Annotated in this window: 14 protein-coding genes; 9 read left to right on the forward strand and 5 right to left on the reverse strand. The window is 70.1% G+C overall.

What is annotated here, in order from left to right; all coding sequences use genetic code 11:
* The first annotated feature begins 93 nt into the window (after positions 1-93).
* Genes FHY02_RS17510 through FHY02_RS17525 form a run of 4 tightly spaced genes read left to right on the forward strand, consistent with a single transcriptional unit; the run spans position 94 to position 2,967 of the window.
* Positions 94-1,455 carry a S41 family peptidase gene (locus tag FHY02_RS17510; protein WP_183924606.1) on the forward strand — a complete coding sequence of 454 codons (1,362 nt, stop codon included), beginning with the start codon at positions 94-96 and terminating at the stop codon, positions 1,453-1,455.
* Complete coding sequence (locus tag FHY02_RS17515) at positions 1,452-1,973, forward strand: disulfide bond formation protein B (RefSeq protein WP_311722138.1); 522 nt, start codon at positions 1,452-1,454, stop codon at positions 1,971-1,973. Before FHY02_RS17510 ends, FHY02_RS17515 begins: the two co-directional genes overlap by 4 nt.
* Positions 1,970-2,503: a demethoxyubiquinone hydroxylase family protein gene (locus tag FHY02_RS17520; RefSeq protein WP_183924608.1), complete on the forward strand. Its 534-nt coding sequence runs from the start codon at positions 1,970-1,972 to the stop codon at positions 2,501-2,503. Before FHY02_RS17515 ends, FHY02_RS17520 begins: the two co-directional genes overlap by 4 nt.
* Positions 2,504-2,514: 11 nt before the next feature.
* On the forward strand, positions 2,515-2,967 hold the full coding sequence (locus tag FHY02_RS17525; RefSeq protein WP_183924610.1) for a hypothetical protein: 453 nt from the start codon (positions 2,515-2,517) through the stop codon (positions 2,965-2,967).
* Positions 2,968-3,133: 166 nt separating this feature from the next.
* Here the strand turns inward: FHY02_RS17525 and FHY02_RS17530 are convergent, their stop codons facing one another.
* From FHY02_RS17530 to FHY02_RS17550, 5 genes are all read right to left on the reverse strand, one after another.
* Entirely contained in the window at positions 3,134-3,994 is an 861-nt protein-coding gene (locus FHY02_RS17530) for a DUF4394 domain-containing protein (RefSeq protein WP_183924612.1), read from the reverse strand.
* A gap of 215 nt (positions 3,995-4,209) precedes the next feature.
* Complete coding sequence (locus FHY02_RS17535) at positions 4,210-4,953, reverse strand: MauE/DoxX family redox-associated membrane protein (RefSeq protein WP_183924614.1); 744 nt, start codon at positions 4,951-4,953, stop codon at positions 4,210-4,212.
* A gap of 251 nt (positions 4,954-5,204) precedes the next feature.
* A complete protein-coding gene (locus FHY02_RS17540) occupies positions 5,205-6,212 on the reverse strand; it encodes a glycosyltransferase family 4 protein (RefSeq protein ID WP_183924616.1) in 1,008 nt (335 codons plus the stop codon).
* 177 nt (positions 6,213-6,389) lie between these two features.
* Entirely contained in the window at positions 6,390-7,961 is a 1,572-nt protein-coding gene (locus FHY02_RS17545; RefSeq protein ID WP_183924618.1) for an alpha-amylase family glycosyl hydrolase, read from the reverse strand.
* A gap of 337 nt (positions 7,962-8,298) precedes the next feature.
* A complete protein-coding gene (locus FHY02_RS17550) occupies positions 8,299-8,487 on the reverse strand; it encodes a hypothetical protein (RefSeq protein WP_183924748.1) in 189 nt (62 codons plus the stop codon).
* Here FHY02_RS17550 and FHY02_RS17555 point away from each other — a divergent pair.
* From FHY02_RS17555 to FHY02_RS17575, 5 genes are read left to right on the forward strand one after another with little or no spacing between them, the layout of a single operon-like run.
* Complete coding sequence (locus FHY02_RS17555) at positions 8,453-9,277, forward strand: c-type cytochrome (RefSeq protein ID WP_311731875.1); 825 nt, start codon at positions 8,453-8,455, stop codon at positions 9,275-9,277. The genes FHY02_RS17550 and FHY02_RS17555 overlap by 35 nt on opposite strands.
* The gene (gene ctaD / locus FHY02_RS17560) at positions 9,274-11,799 is read left to right on the forward strand and encodes a cytochrome c oxidase subunit I (RefSeq protein WP_183924622.1); all 2,526 of its coding nucleotides are present in this window, start codon (positions 9,274-9,276) and stop codon (positions 11,797-11,799) included. The genes FHY02_RS17555 and ctaD overlap by 4 nt, the downstream gene beginning before the upstream one ends.
* Positions 11,796-12,197 (forward strand): hypothetical protein, encoded by a 402-nt coding sequence (locus FHY02_RS17565; protein WP_183924624.1) that lies wholly within the window; start codon positions 11,796-11,798, stop codon positions 12,195-12,197. Before ctaD ends, FHY02_RS17565 begins: the two co-directional genes overlap by 4 nt.
* Positions 12,194-12,760, forward strand: coding sequence for a cytochrome c oxidase assembly protein (locus tag FHY02_RS17570; RefSeq protein ID WP_183924626.1), 567 nt, complete (start codon positions 12,194-12,196; stop codon positions 12,758-12,760). Before FHY02_RS17565 ends, FHY02_RS17570 begins: the two co-directional genes overlap by 4 nt.
* Positions 12,757-13,812 (forward strand): c-type cytochrome, encoded by a 1,056-nt coding sequence (locus FHY02_RS17575; RefSeq protein ID WP_183924628.1) that lies wholly within the window; start codon positions 12,757-12,759, stop codon positions 13,810-13,812. Before FHY02_RS17570 ends, FHY02_RS17575 begins: the two co-directional genes overlap by 4 nt.
* The last annotated feature ends 83 nt before the right edge of the window (positions 13,813-13,895 follow it).

The following is a 13,895-nucleotide window of genomic DNA, read 5'->3' on the forward strand; positions in this document are numbered from 1 at the left end:
GCTCAGCCGCGGTTCAGCCGCGCGGGCGCTAGGATCGGTCGTGCAATTCCGCTACATCGCGGGATCGCTCTCACCGGGGTCTCGACCGTTCGCATGAAGTCCAAGCTGCTCCAGGCCGCCGCGCTGGTCACCACGATCGCGATGGTGCCGGTCGCCACCGGCGCGATGGCCGCCGCCGATACCAGCACCTATCGCGAGATGGACAAGTTCCTCGACGTCTACAATCGCGTGAAGGCCGACTACGTCGACAAGGTCACCGACGAGCAGCTGATCAAGGGCGCGATCGACGGCATGCTCGCCGCGCTCGACCCGCATTCCAGCTACGTCGACGCCTCCGACTTCGACAATCTCCGCATCCAGACCGAGGGCAATTACGGCGGCCTCGGCCTCACCGTCTCGATGGAGGACGGCGCGGTGAAGGTCGTCTCGCCGCAGGAGGACACGCCCGCCGGGCGCGCCGGGATCAAGTCGGGCGACTTCATCACGCATATCGACGGCAAGCTGATCTACGGCGGCACGCTCGACGAGGCGACCGCGCAGATGCGCGGCAAGCCCGGCACCAAGATCTCGCTCACGCTCGTGCGCCCCGGCCGCGACAAGCCGATCGACGTGACCCTCGTGCGCGAGGTGATCGTGCAGCGCCCGGTCAAATGGGAAGTGAAGGGCGACGTCGGCTACATCAACATCAACACCTTCTCGGAGGCGACCGGCGCCGACACGCGCGCCGCGGTGATGGCGATCGACAAGTCGCTCGGGCACAAGCCGCTGGGCTATGTCGTCGACCTGCGCGAGAACGGCGGCGGGCTGCTGACCCAGGCGATCGAGGTCTCGGACGCCTTCCTCGAGCGCGGCGAGATCGTCAGCCAGCGCGGCCGCGAGAAGGACGATATCGAGCGCTATTTCGCCAAGCCGGGCGACGTCGCGCACGGCCTGCCGATCATCGTGCTGACCGACTCGGGCACCGCCTCGGCCAGCGAGATCGTCGCCGGCGCGCTGCAGGACCATCACCGCGCTTTGGTGATGGGCGAGCGCAGCTTCGGTAAGGGATCGGTGCAAACGCTGCTCCAGCTCGGCCCGCGCACCGCGCTGCGGCTCACCACGGCGCGCTACTTCACGCCGTCCGGGCGGAGCGTGCAGGAGGGCGGGATCGAGCCCGACATCCGTGTGCCGCAGCTCTCCGACGCAGACTACAAGTCGCGCCCGGTATTCCGCGAGGCCGACCTGCGCCGCCACCTGATCAACGAGATCAAGTCACCCGACAACGCCGTGCTGGAGGAGGACACCAAGGACGACCCGCGCTTCACCGCGACCCCTGAGTCGCTCAAGAAGCAGGGCGTCGAGGACTTCCAGCTGTGGTACGCGCTCAAGACGATCGCGCGGCTCGGCGGACCGCAGCAGGTCGCCGCGGTGACCCAGTCGATGGCGAGCAATCCGCCGGCGGCGAGCAAGAAGTGACCGGGGCGGCGCTCGACCGGCCGTTCGGCGCCCGCTTGAGCCGGGGGCTGCGCACCGCGCGGCTGCTCGCGCTGCTGGTGCCCGCGGCGCTGCTCGCGGGCGCCTGGGCGTTCCAGCTGATCGGCGGGCTCTATCCGTGCGAGATGTGCCACTGGCAGCGCTGGCCGCATTACGGCGCCGCGGCGATGGCCGCGCTGGCCTTCGTGATCGGCACGCCGCGCGTCCAGGCGACGTTGGTGGCGGGGGCGGCGGCGCTGATCGTCGTCTCGGGCGCGATCGGCGTGTTCCACGCCGGGGTGGAATATCACTGGTGGCAGGGCGTGACCGCCTGCACCCAGACGACCAGCACCGTAGGCCTCTCCACCGACCAGGCGCTCAAGGACCTGCTCGCCGCGCCGATCGTTCGCTGTGACGCGGCGCAATGGTCGCTGCTCGGCGTGTCGCTGGCGGGATGGAACGCTCTGCTCTCCTTCGCCGGTGCCGCGCTGATCGTATCGCAGCTGTGGAGGCGCGCATGACCTGGAAACCCGGCGACAAACCCGCGGCGAGCGACTCGATGATCCGAGTCGACCAGGCGGGCGAGTTCGGCGCGATCCGCATCTATGCGGGGCAGCTCGCGATCATGGGGCAGCGCTCGCCGATGGCGCGCAAGATCTCGGCGATGGCCTTGCAGGAGGAGAAGCACCGCGCCTTCTTCGATCGCATGATCGTCGAGCGCGGGGTGCGACCGACGCTGTTCCAGCCGTTCTGGGACGTCGCCGGCTTCGCACTGGGCGCGGTGACGGCAGCGATCGGCCCGGAGGCGGCGATGGCCTGCACCGCCGCGGTCGAGACCGAGATCGACAAACATTATGAGGAGCAGCTCGTCGCGCTCGGCGACAGCGACCCCGAGCTGTCCGAGGCGATCCGCGAGTTCCAGGCCGAGGAGTTGGAGCATCGCGACACCGCGCTGGCGCACGGCGCCGAGAACGCGCCCGCCTATCCGCTGATGTCGGCGGTGATCCGGCTCGGCTGCCGGGTGGCGATCGCGACCGCCAAGAGGATCTGAGAGGGAAGGTGATGGTAGGACGGGTCTTCGCCGCGGCTTTGCTGCTGACCGCACCGGCGGCCGCGCTGGCGCAGAGCGGGCCGCCGTCGCCCAACGCGGTCCGCGCGCCGCGCACCACCGCCGCGGAGGGCGTGTCGCGCAACGCGCCGGTCAACGGCGTGCTGGTGCTCTACGGCAACGAGCGCTGCCCGACCAACGCCGACGGCGCCGAGGTGGTGGTCTGCACGCGCCGCCCCGCCGAGGAGCAGTTCCGCATCCCCAAGGAGCTGCGCAACTTCGAGGTGACGCCCGAGAACCAGGCCTGGGCGGCGAAGGAGGCGGCCAACTCGGGCGTCGGCGCGGTCGGGGTCGGCAGCTGCTCGACGGTCGGCGCGGCGAGCGCCACGGGATGCGTGGTGCAGAATGCGACGCGGTGGAAGCGCGAGCGCAAGGCCGCCGCCAAGGCCGCCGAAGATCAGCCCTGAGGGTGTCGAGGAGCGCGTGAGCGGCTGATCCCTTCGAAGTGAGACGTGCTCCCGCGCACGCGGGAGCCCAGGGCAGCAGGTGTTGGCGTCAGTGTCCCTGGGCTCCGGCTTCCGCCGGAGCACGCCTTCGCTTCGATGAATGACGCTCTCGCGCCCTCGATCCCGTTCAGACCAGCTGGGTGACGCGCACGCGCGCGGTGCGACGGCGCAGCGAGTAGCCCACCGCGCCGAAGCCCAGGATCATCATGGCCCAGGTCGCCGGCTCTGGCACGGGCGCGACCGCGATGCCGAACAGCTGGCGCGACGTGGTGCCGAGCGTCGCGAGCGCGCCGCTCTCGAGATTGACGCTGTAGAGCGAGCGGCCGTTGTACGCGAACGCCTCGCTCCCCGCGATGTCAAAGCTGGTGCGCGAGCCCAGGTCGCGGCCCAGGCCGCCCACCGTCGTCAGCACGCCACCGTTGTTGTTCTGCTTGGCGAGCACGTCGAGATCGGTGTCGATCACGTAGAGCTGGGTCGAGGTGCCCGGCGCGCCGAAGCTCGAGCTGGTATAGGCCGCCGCGCTCACGCCCGGGTCACGCCCGGCGTTCGGATCGCCCGCGGCATAGCCGAGCGGGCTGGTGGTCGGCGCACCGGTGAGCGAGCCGTCGTTGGGATTGTAGACGTAATTGTTGTTGGTGTTGCTGACGATGCGGACACGATCGATCGTCGGGTTGAAGTCGAAGCCGAAGACGCTGCCCTCGATCCCCAACGCGGCGCTGGCGGCGGTGGCCACGCCCGTCATCGTGTTGATGGTGTAGACGACGCGATCGGTGCCAAGGCCGTAGAGCATGCCGTTGAGCGGGCGAAAGTCGAGCGCCTCGATGCTGCTGTTGGTGCCGGTGATCTTCACGGAGGACGTGAACGTGCCCGGCATCGCGCTGCTGAACGTCACCAGCCTGTTGGTCTCGTCCACGCCGAAGATCGTCGCCGCCGACGCGCTCGCCGGCGCGAGCACGGCCGCGGTGGCCAGTAGAACTGCCTGTCTCATGATTGCAACTCCCTCTGTTGTCGTCGGGCGAAGCAGAGATCGCGACGTCTCCCGGATCGCGCTCGCCCGCGACCAGACAGCTTCTGGTTAACGAGGAGTCAACGACTTCGCCGTGACAGGCGTCCTCCAGCAGGATTACGTTTTGTGTCTGCGCGAACGGCGCATCTATTTGCGGAAAGTCTCGTATCTTTCCTCTCGCGCGTCGGCGCCGAGGGTCATCGCGCCGCCATCCATAGCGCCATCGCGACCATCATCACGTTCTCGGTGAGCGACACGAAGCCGAGCGGCACGCGGGTGGCGCCACCGACGCACGCGCATTTCAGCTCGCGCCGGTCGATGTAGACCGCCTTGACCACCGAGACCGCGCCGATGCCGCCGATCACCAGCGCGATCGGCACCGACAGCCAGTCCGCCGCGTGCGCCGCCATCAGCACGCCCGCCAGCCCCTCGGCATAGGGATAGACATAGCCGTAGCGCACCCAGCGTTGCGCCAGCAGGTCGTAGTTGAGGAACATGGTCGAGAAGGTCTCGACGTCCTGCAGCTTGAGCAACGCGAGCACGCACATGCTGAAGGCGATGAACCACTCGCCCGCGCGTACCGTCAACGGCGTGCCGTAGGCGGCGTGACTGGCCGCGAGCGCCATCAGCGCGGTCATCGCGAAGACCGCAACCACGGGGCGGTAGCTGGTCTCGCCCGCCGCCGCGACGCGCTGGCCGAAGTGGCGGCGCAGATCGTCGTAGCCGCCGACGCGCTCGCCCGCGATGAAGGTCTGCGGTGTGGTCCTGACGCCGTGCGCGGCCTTGAAGGCGTCGGTCTCCTCGCGCGTGCGCAGCGGATGGTCCACGACGGTGTAGCCGCGGCGCTCCAGCAGATCCTTGGCCTTGAGGCCATAAGGGCAGGTGTGGCCGGGCATGACCATGCGGTAGAGCGTGGCGCGGCGTTCGGGCGAAGCGGTCATGCCGTGGGAGATAAGGGCCGCGGACGCCGCTCGCCAGCGCGGGGTGGGTGCTAGTGGTGAGCGGCGGCTGATGGAGCTGAATGTCGGCCGCGCTCCGACGCTCTTCACCCGCCCTTCCGTCATCCCGGACTTGGTCCAGCATCCACCCCTCCGCCTGCTCGACGGCCGCTGAGGGCGCGGCGCCGTGGATCCCGGACCAAGTCCGGCATGACGGTACGGGTTGAGGCGAGCCGGGCGTCCGACTCGCGCCCTTAGCCGATAGTCCGCCGGTACAGCGCGGCATAGTCGTCGGCCATGCGCTCGACGCTGAAGCGTTCCTCGACGCGGCGGCGGCAGGCGGCGCGGTCGAGGTCGCCGACATGCTCGATCGCCTCCACCGCCTGGTCGACGTTCTCGACCAGGAAGCCGGTGACGCCGTGCTCGATCAGCTCGGGCATGGCGCCGCGACGGTTGGCGATCACCGGCGTGCCGCACGCCATCGCCTCCACTACGGAGAGGCCGAACGGCTCGTCGAAGTTGATCAGGTGCAGCAACGCGCGCGCACGCCCCAGAGCGGCGATCCGCTCGGCGCCGCCGACCGCGCCGTGCCACGTCACCCCCGCGCCGCCGAGCGCGGGCGCCACCGCGCGCTCGTGATAGCCTTGATCCTGGACGATACCGTAGAGATGGAGCTGGCGCCCGCTCGCGCGCGCCGCGGCGATCGCCTCCTCGGCGCCCTTGTCGGGGTGGATGCGGCCGAAGAAGAGCAGGTCGTCGCTGCCGTGCGGGTCGAAGGCGAAGTCGTCGAGCGGGATGCCGTGGTGGATCGTCGCGGCGTAGCGCAGTGCGGGGTGCCGGTCGGCGTCGCTGATCGCGACATAATGGACGCGATCCTGGAACGGCTGGTACATCGGCAGGATACGGTCGGACGAGAAGCCGTGGATCGTCGTCACCAGCGGCGTGTCGACCAGCCGCGCGAAGGCGTGCGCGGGGAAATCGGCCTGGTTGTGGATCAGGTCGAACTGGTCGGCCTGCTCGAACACGTGCGCGAGATGGCGGTATTCCCATACCTTGGCGTCGATGCTGGGATCCTCCGAATAGGGCGCGGGGACGACGCCGTCGAGCGTGCCCGCGGTGAGGCTGTCGACCGTGGCGAACAGCGTGACGTCGATGCCGCGCGCGACCAGCGCTTCGGTGAGCAGGTGCGTGACGAGCTCCCACGGGCCATAATGGCGCGGCGGGGTGCGCCAGGCGATCGGGGCGAGCATGGCGATCTTCATATGTGGTCCTTCGTCATGCGGGGCGTGGGCGTTCCCCCTTCTCCTGACGTCATCCTGAACTCGTTTCAGGATCCACGTCACCACGGGCATCGCGGCCGGTTCGTCTGCGGCACGGTGGATCCCGGACCAAGTCCGGGAAGACGGATGAAGCGACGGTGTCGGCGTGCGCGTACATACCTAACGCACCACCACGCCCTCGTCCCCTCGCAGCACGCCGTCACCCGCGCCGTCGAGCGTCGACAGCAGCACCTCGCCGCCGAACGGCAGCGGGCGCGGCTCGGCCGAGAGGTTGAGCGCCACGCGCAGCATCGCGTCGCCGTCGCGCCGCTCGTACGCCAGCACGTCGGGCGCGGCGTCGACCAGCGCGAAGTCGCCGACCGCCAGCGCCGGGTGCGCGCGGCGCAGTGCGATCAAACGGCGGTAGAGCGCCAGCATCGATTGCGGATCGGTCTCCTGCGCGGCGACGTTGCGCGTGCGCCAGTCCGGGTTGAGCGGCAGCCACGGCTCGACCGTGGAGAAGCCGGCGAACGGGCTCGAGTCCCACGGCATCGGCGTGCGCGAGCGGTCGCGGCCGATGCCGATGCCGGGCTGGCGCAGCTCCTGCGGGTCGCGCACGCGCTCGGGCGGTATATCGACTCGGCCGATGCCGAGCTCGTCGCCCTGGTAGAGCGTCGGTGTGCCGCGTAGCGTCAGCAGCAGCATCGCCGCGACGCGTGCCTGCGCTTCGCCCACCCGCGCGGCGATGCGCGGCGCGTCATGGCTGCCGATCACCCAGTTGGGCCAGCCGTGCGGCGGCAGCGACGCCTCATAGTCGCCGATCACGCGCCGCAGCGACGCCGCGTCCCACGCATTCTCGATCAGCTGGAAGTTGAAGGGCAGGTGTACCTGCGGCCGCTCGGGCGTGCCGTACCAGCGCGCGTGGCGCTCGTTGGGCAGGAAGATCTCGCCGATCAGCACGCGCTCTCCGTAGCTGTCCGCCAGCGCGCGCATCTCGGCGGCGATGGCGTGCGCCTCGGGCTGGTCGGTGGAATGCTGCTGGATCAGCCGGTCGCGCTCGGTGATGCCGGGGCGCCAATAAGGGTTGGCTGGGTTGTCGGGCAGTCCCTCCGCCTTGATGATATGCCACAGCACGTCGATGCGGAAGCCGTCGACGCCGCGGTCGAACCAGAAGCGCATGACGTCGAGCATCGCCGCCTTCAGCGCCGGGTTGCGCCAGTTGAGATCGGGCTGCTGCCTGAGGAAGGCGTGCAGGTAATATTGCCCGGTCGCGGCGTCATATTCCCAGGCCGAGCCGCCGAAGTCGCTGATCCAGTTGTTGGGCGGCCCGCCCTCGGGGGCGGGATCGCGCCAGATATACCAGTCGCGCCTCGGGTCGGTGCGGCTCGAGCGGCTCGCCTGAAACCAGGGGTGCTGGTCGGACGAGTGATTGGGGACGAAGTCGAGCAGCAGCCTGAGCCCGCGCGCGTGCGCGGCGGCGAGCAGCCGGTCGAAGGCGGCGAGGTCGCCGAACATCGGCTCGATCCCGCAATAGTCGGCGACGTCATAGCCGAAGTCGGCCATCGGCGAGGGGAAGATCGGCGACAGCCAGATGGCGTCGACGCCGAGCGCGGCGACATGGTCGAGCCGGCGCTCGATTCCGGCAAGGTCGCCGACACCGTCGCCGTCGCTGTCCTGGAACGAGCGCGGGTAGATCTGGTAGACCGTGCCGCTCTCCCACCAGGGCGGCAGCGCTTCGTCGGGGTGGCGCATCGCTGGGATAACCTTCCGGCGGACGAGATGTTGCGTGGGCTGGTCTCGTGCTCGGAGCCGGGAGGGATCGTAGGGATCGGGCGTCATCCTGAACTGGTTTCAGGATCCACTGTCGCGCAGGCGCCGCCGCGCTCTGTTGGGCGGCATGGCGGATCCTGAACCGAGTTCAGGATGACGCAACTGGGGAGAGATGCCGCTCGTCTTCATTGGCTGTTCCCCGGCGCAGGCGGGGCCCAGTTAGGCGACGCTGTTAAGTCGCACCGACGTTCCCCACCTGGACCCCGGCCTGCCCCGGTGTGCAAAGAGATGATGCAATCGATACCGCAGCAACATTTCGTCACCGCGCGGTCAGGAACAAAGCTTTATCAAGATCCTTCTCGACCGAGGGGGACAGGATCATCGGCTCGGGGCGCCAATCCGCATTCACGACATTCGGCACGGAGGCCGCCTGGCTCGCCGGGCTGACCGGATGGATGGTGCTCGGCGCGGTCGTGATCGCGCTGGCGCTCGCCGCGCTGATGGTCACCGCGTCGCGCTCGCGCGAGGGCGCGCTGACCCACCGGCAGGGGATGCGGCTGGTGTTGTGGGCGGGTGGTATCGTGCCCAGCGTCGTCCTGCTCACGTTGCTCGTCGCGACTTTGCCCGCGATGCGCCCGATCCGCGCCGCCCGCGATGACCTGCGCGTCACCGTGACGGGCGAGCAATTCTGGTGGCGCATGGCCTATCGACCCGCCGGCGCCGCCGCGGTGACCTCGGCCAACGAGCTGCGCCTGCCGGTCGGGCGGGACGTCGTGCTCGCGCTCGAGGGTGGCGACGTGCTGCACAGCTTCTGGGTGCCAGGGCTCGCCGGCAAGATGGACATGGTGCCGGGGCGCACCAACACGCTCGTCGTCCACGCGACGCGCGCGGGGCGGTTCCGCGGGCAATGCGCCGAGTTCTGCGGGCTGAGCCACGCGCTGATGGCGTTCGACGTGATCGCCATGGAGCCCGCCGCCTTCGACGCCTGGCTCGCCGCCGAGCGCCGCCCGGTCACCACCGCCGCCACGACGGGCGCGCGGCTGTTCGACGCCCATGGCTGCGGCGGCTGCCACGCGGTGCGCGGGACCGGCGCGGCGGGCGCGATCGGCCCCGACCTCACGCATCTCGGCAGCCGCGCGACCATGGCGGCGGGGATCCAGCCGCTCACCACCGCCAACCTCGTCCGCTTCATCCGCGATGCGCCCGCGGTGAAGCCCGGCGCGCGCATGCCCGCTTACCCGCAGATGTCCGTGCAGGACGCCGCCGCGATCGCGCGCTGGCTGGAGACGAACCGATGAGCCTCCACGCGCAGGACGATCCCGCACTGCGCGCAGCCCAGGAAGAGCGGCTGCGCGCCGTCTGGGCGCCGCCCAAAGGCCTGTTCCTGCGCTGGACCGACACCAACAACAACCAGGTCGGCGTGTGGTACACGCTGACCGCGTTCGGCTTCATGCTGTTCGCCGGCGTGCTCGCGCTGATCATGCGCGTGCAGCTGGCGCAGCCGGGCAACGAGCTGGTCACGCCGTCGACCTTCAACCAGCTGTTCACGCTGCACGGCTCGATGATGATGTTCCTGTTCGCGGTGCCGATGTTCGAGGCGGTCTCGATCATCCTGCTGCCGCAGCTGCTCGGCGCGCGCGACCTGCCGTTCCCGCGGCTCAGCGCGTTCGGATACTGGAGCTTCCTGATCGGCGGCGTGTTCGTCTCGGGCTCGATCTTCTTCGACGCCGCGCCCGACGGCGGCTGGTTCATGTACCCGCCCTTCACCACGCGCACCGACCTGAGCGGGCTCGGCGCCGACATCTGGATGCTGGGGCTGAGCTTCATCGAGGTGTCGTCGGTCGCCGCCGCGGTGGAGCTGATCACCGGCGTGCTCAAGTGCCGCCCGCCAGGCATGCGGCTCAACCTGATGCCGCTCTACGCCTGGTACATCCTGGTGGTCGCGGTGATGATCCTGTTCGCCTTCCCGCCGCTGATCGCCGGCGACGTGCTGTTCGAGCTGGAGCGGTTGCTCGGCTGGCCCTTCTTCGACGCGGCCAAGGGCGGCGACCCGATCCTGTGGCAGCACCTGTTCTGGATCTTCGGCCACCCCGAGGTCTATATCGTCTTCCTGCCCTCGATCGCGCTGTTCGCGATGATCGTGCCGACCTTCGCGCGACGCCACCTGCTGGGCTACCCGTGGATCGTGCTCGCGGCGGTGGGGACGGCGTTCCTCAGCTTCGGGCTGTGGGTGCATCATATGTTCACCACCGGGCTGCCCAAGATCAGCCTGGCGTTCTTCTCCGCCGCGTCGGAGGCGGTGGCGATCCCCACCGGCATCCAGATCTTCGCCTTTATCGCGACGCTCTGGGCCGGGCGCGTGACCTGGTCGACGCCGCTGCTCTACGTGACAGGCTCGATCGCGATCTTCGTGATCGGTGGGTTGACCGGCGTGATGGTGGCGATCGCGCCGTTCGACTGGCAGGCGCACGACACCTATTTCATCGTCGCGCACCTGCATTACGTGCTGATCGGCGGCACGCTGATCCCGCTGTTCGGCGGCCTCTATTATTACTGGCCGCTGATCACGGGAAAGAAGCTGTCCGACCGGATCGGGCGCACCGCCTTCTGGCTGCTGTTCGGCGGCGCCAACCTCACCTTCTTCCCGATGCATTTTTCCGGGCTGATGGGGATGCCGCGCCGCGTCTTCACCTACCCGGAGGAGCTCGGCATCGGCGGGCTCAACCTCGCCTCGACGATCGGCTCCTGGGTGTTCGCCGCGGGCGTGCTGCTGGTCTGCGTCGACCTCGCGCTGAGCCCGCGCCGATCCAAGTCGCCGCGCAACCCCTGGGCCGCGGGAACGCTCGAGTGGCTCGCCCATCCCGACGACGAGGACTGGGGGATTCGCTCGATCCCGCTGATCGAGAGCCGCTACCCGATCTGGGACCAGACGAACTTCGTCGCCAAGGTCGACGAGGGCCGCTTCTTCCTGCCTGACGCGGAAGAAGGCCGGCGCGAGACGATCGTCACCAGCGTGCTCGACGCACGGCCGGTGCAGGTGCTGCGGCTCGGCGGGCCGAGCGTGGTGCCGATGCTCACCGCGATCGCGCTGGGCAGCGTCTTCATCCTGACGACCTACCATCTCTACTGGCCGGCGCTGGTCGGGGCGGTAGTGACGCTGGCGCTGGTGCTCTACTGGCTGTGGACCGGCACCGCGGAGATCCCCGAGAAGGACTGCAAGCCGATCGGTCACGGCATCGTGCTGCCGCTGTATATTTCGGGCGCGTCGGCGAGCGGCTGGTGGGCGATGTTCATCACGATGATGGCAGATGCCACCGCCTTCTCGGGGCTGGTGTTCGGCTATTTCTTCTTCTGGACGCGGCACGAGGACTTCCCGCCCAGCGGCCCCGGCCTGGACGGCCCGGGCAGCTTCTGGCCGATGCTGGCGATGGCGGTGATGCTGGCGAGCTGGGCGCTGACCGTCGCCGCGCGCGAGCTCAACCGGCGTGAGGCGGTCGGCGCCGCGCGCGCGGCGCTGGGAGTGGCGGCGCTGCTGTCGCTCGGCGCGATCGGCGCGGGGCTGGCGGGGCCGTGGCTGAGCGGCCTGCAGCCCGAGCTCCACGTCTATCCCGCGATCGTGTGGACGCTGGCGATCTGGACGACCGCGCACTGCGGCGTCGGTGCGATCATGCAGCTTTATACGCTGGCGCGGAGTCTCGCCGGGCGGATGACGCCTCGCCACGACGCCGACCTGCGCAACATCACCGTCTACCAGCATTTCATGGCACTGACCGCGGTAGTGACCTACGCCACGATCGGCCTGTTTCCGGGGGCGGCATGAAAGAGGACGCCCCCCGCGGCCGGCAGAGTCTGGGTGAGCGCGTCCGCGGGCTGCGCGTCACCTTGTGGACGCTGATCGTGCCGCCGACCGTCTGGGCGGTGCACTTCCTCTTCTGCTACCTCTGGGTGGCGGTGAGCTGTGCCAAGCTCGGCGCCTTCCCGCGCTTCCCGGTCGCCTTCGTGGTCGGCACGGGGGCGGCGCTGGCGATCATCCTCGCCTCGGGCTGGATCGCCTGGGTGCAGTCGCGCACGCCGGGTGACGACCCGCCGCACGACGAGGGGACCGACATCGACCGGCTGCGCTTTCTCGCCACGGCGACATTGCTGCTGGCGGGGCTGAGCTTCGTCGCGGTGCTGTTCACCGCCGCGCCCGCGCTGCTGCTGACGGACTGCCGGTGAGAGCCGCGCCCGGCCTCGCGCTCGCGCTCGCGCTCGGCGCCACGGCGCTCGGCTTCGCCGGGCTCGGCATGACCGGGCATATGGCGGCGCACATGGGCGCGGTCGCGGTCGCCGCGCCAGCGCTCGCCGCCGCGCTGCCGCGGCGTCCGCGCGGCGCGGGGGCGCCGCTGCTCTGGGCGATGGTGGAGTTCGCGATCGTCTGGGCGTGGCATTTCCCCGCGCTGCGCGCGCTCGCCGACGCGCACGCCTTCGTCTCTCTCGCCGAGCAGGCGCTGTTCCTCGCCGCGGGCGTGGCGCTGTGGCGCGCCGCGCTGGCGCAGCCCGCGGCCGGCGCGGCGGCGCTGCTGCTCACCTCGATGCACATGACCCTGCTGGGCGCGCTGATCGGGCTGGCGCCGCGCCCGCTCTACGCGATGATGGCGATGCACCCCGCGCCGGGGCTCGACGCGCTCGCCGACCAGCAGCTCGGCGGTGTGGTGATGCTGGTGGTGGGCGGCGCGAGCTACTGTCTCGGCGGGCTGTGGCTGCTCGCTACCCTCTTGCGGGAGCCGCGTGCGGCATGACGATCCGGGTGACCTGGAAGCGGCTGGTCGCCGCGCTGGTGACGCTGGCGGCGGCAGGGCTGCTGTTCGCCTGGTCGGGCATCTTCAACATCGCCGCCTCGTCGGGCCATTGGGCGGTCACCGAGTGGTTCCTCCACTGGACCATGCGCAACTCGGTCAAGACACACAGCTTCTTCGACTCGCCCGACGACTCGATCGCGCGCGACGGCGCGATGGTGAGCGCGGCGGGCCATTTCGCGGCGGCCTGCGCGACCTGCCACGGCGCACCGGGCCAGCGCCCCTCGCCGGTGATGCAGCGGGCGATGCCGCCCGCGCCCGACCTCGCGGTCAACGCCACACAGTGGACCGACAAGCAGCTGTTCTACATCCTGCGCCACGGCGTGAAATATAGCGGCATGCCGGCCTGGGGCGGGAAGGGGCGCGACGACGAGATCCGCCGCATGGTCGCCTTCGTGCGGCGGCTTCCCGTGATGTCGGCGGCGGGATATCGTCTGCTCAGCGGCGGCGCGACCGGCGCGGGGACGACCGACGCGCGCACGCTCGCCGGCGCGACGCTGGCGGGCTGCGTCGCCTGCCACGGCGCCGACGGGCGCGGGCGCGGCCAGCCCGACATCCCCGTGCTCGGCGGACAGCGCGGCGGCTATCTCGAGGCGACGCTGGCGGCCTATGCCGACGGGCGGCGGCAGAGCGCGGTGATGGCCAATGTCGCCGCGGTGCTCACGCCCGCGCAGCGCCGCGCGCTGGCGGCGCATTTCGCCGCGATGCCGGGGCTTGGCGCGGCTCCGGCGCGCGACGCGCGCGCGCGGCTGATCGTCGAGCGCGGGTTGCCGGAGCGCCAGCTGCCGGCCTGCGCGAGCTGCCACGCGCCTGGCAAGCCGCAGCCGGTGCTCGCGGGCCAGCGCGCGGTGTATCTCGCCGAGCGGCTGCGCCACTGGCGCGGCGACGAGAAGATCGTCGACGCGCGTCAGCCACAACAGGTGATGCCGGTGATCGCACGCCGCATCCCCGAGGAGATGATCGAGCCGCTGGCGCGCTATTTCGCGGGGGAGTGAGGGGGGCGTCTTTCTCGAAGCGGTGTTCCCGCGGAGGCAGGAACCCAGAGTCGCGGGCGGTGCGCGCGGTGGCCTCGGGCTCC

This window comes from Sphingomonas sp. BK069 (genome assembly GCF_014193405.1).
Lineage (GTDB): Bacteria > Pseudomonadota > Alphaproteobacteria > Sphingomonadales > Sphingomonadaceae > Sphingomonas.

Bases quoted from the DNA above. Each gene is read 5' to 3' on its own strand.
- FHY02_RS17510 (WP_183924606.1), top strand. From the start codon at position 94: ATGAAGTCCAAGCTGCTCCAGGCCGCCGCGCTGGTCACCACGATCGCG.
- FHY02_RS17520 (WP_183924608.1), top strand. From the start codon at position 1,970: ATGACCTGGAAACCCGGCGACAAACCCGCGGCGAGCGACTCGATGATC.
- FHY02_RS17525 (WP_183924610.1), top strand. From the start codon at position 2,515: ATGGTAGGACGGGTCTTCGCCGCGGCTTTGCTGCTGACCGCACCGGCG.
- FHY02_RS17530 (WP_183924612.1), bottom strand. From the start codon at position 3,994: ATGAGACAGGCAGTTCTACTGGCCACCGCGGCCGTGCTCGCGCCGGCG.
- FHY02_RS17535 (WP_183924614.1), bottom strand. From the start codon at position 4,953: ATGACCGCTTCGCCCGAACGCCGCGCCACGCTCTACCGCATGGTCATG.
- FHY02_RS17540 (WP_183924616.1), bottom strand. From the start codon at position 6,212: ATGAAGATCGCCATGCTCGCCCCGATCGCCTGGCGCACCCCGCCGCGC.
- FHY02_RS17545 (WP_183924618.1), bottom strand. From the start codon at position 7,961: ATGCGCCACCCCGACGAAGCGCTGCCGCCCTGGTGGGAGAGCGGCACG.
- ctaD (WP_183924622.1), top strand. From the start codon at position 9,274: ATGAGCCTCCACGCGCAGGACGATCCCGCACTGCGCGCAGCCCAGGAA.
- FHY02_RS17565 (WP_183924624.1), top strand. From the start codon at position 11,796: ATGAAAGAGGACGCCCCCCGCGGCCGGCAGAGTCTGGGTGAGCGCGTC.
- FHY02_RS17575 (WP_183924628.1), top strand. From the start codon at position 12,757: ATGACGATCCGGGTGACCTGGAAGCGGCTGGTCGCCGCGCTGGTGACG.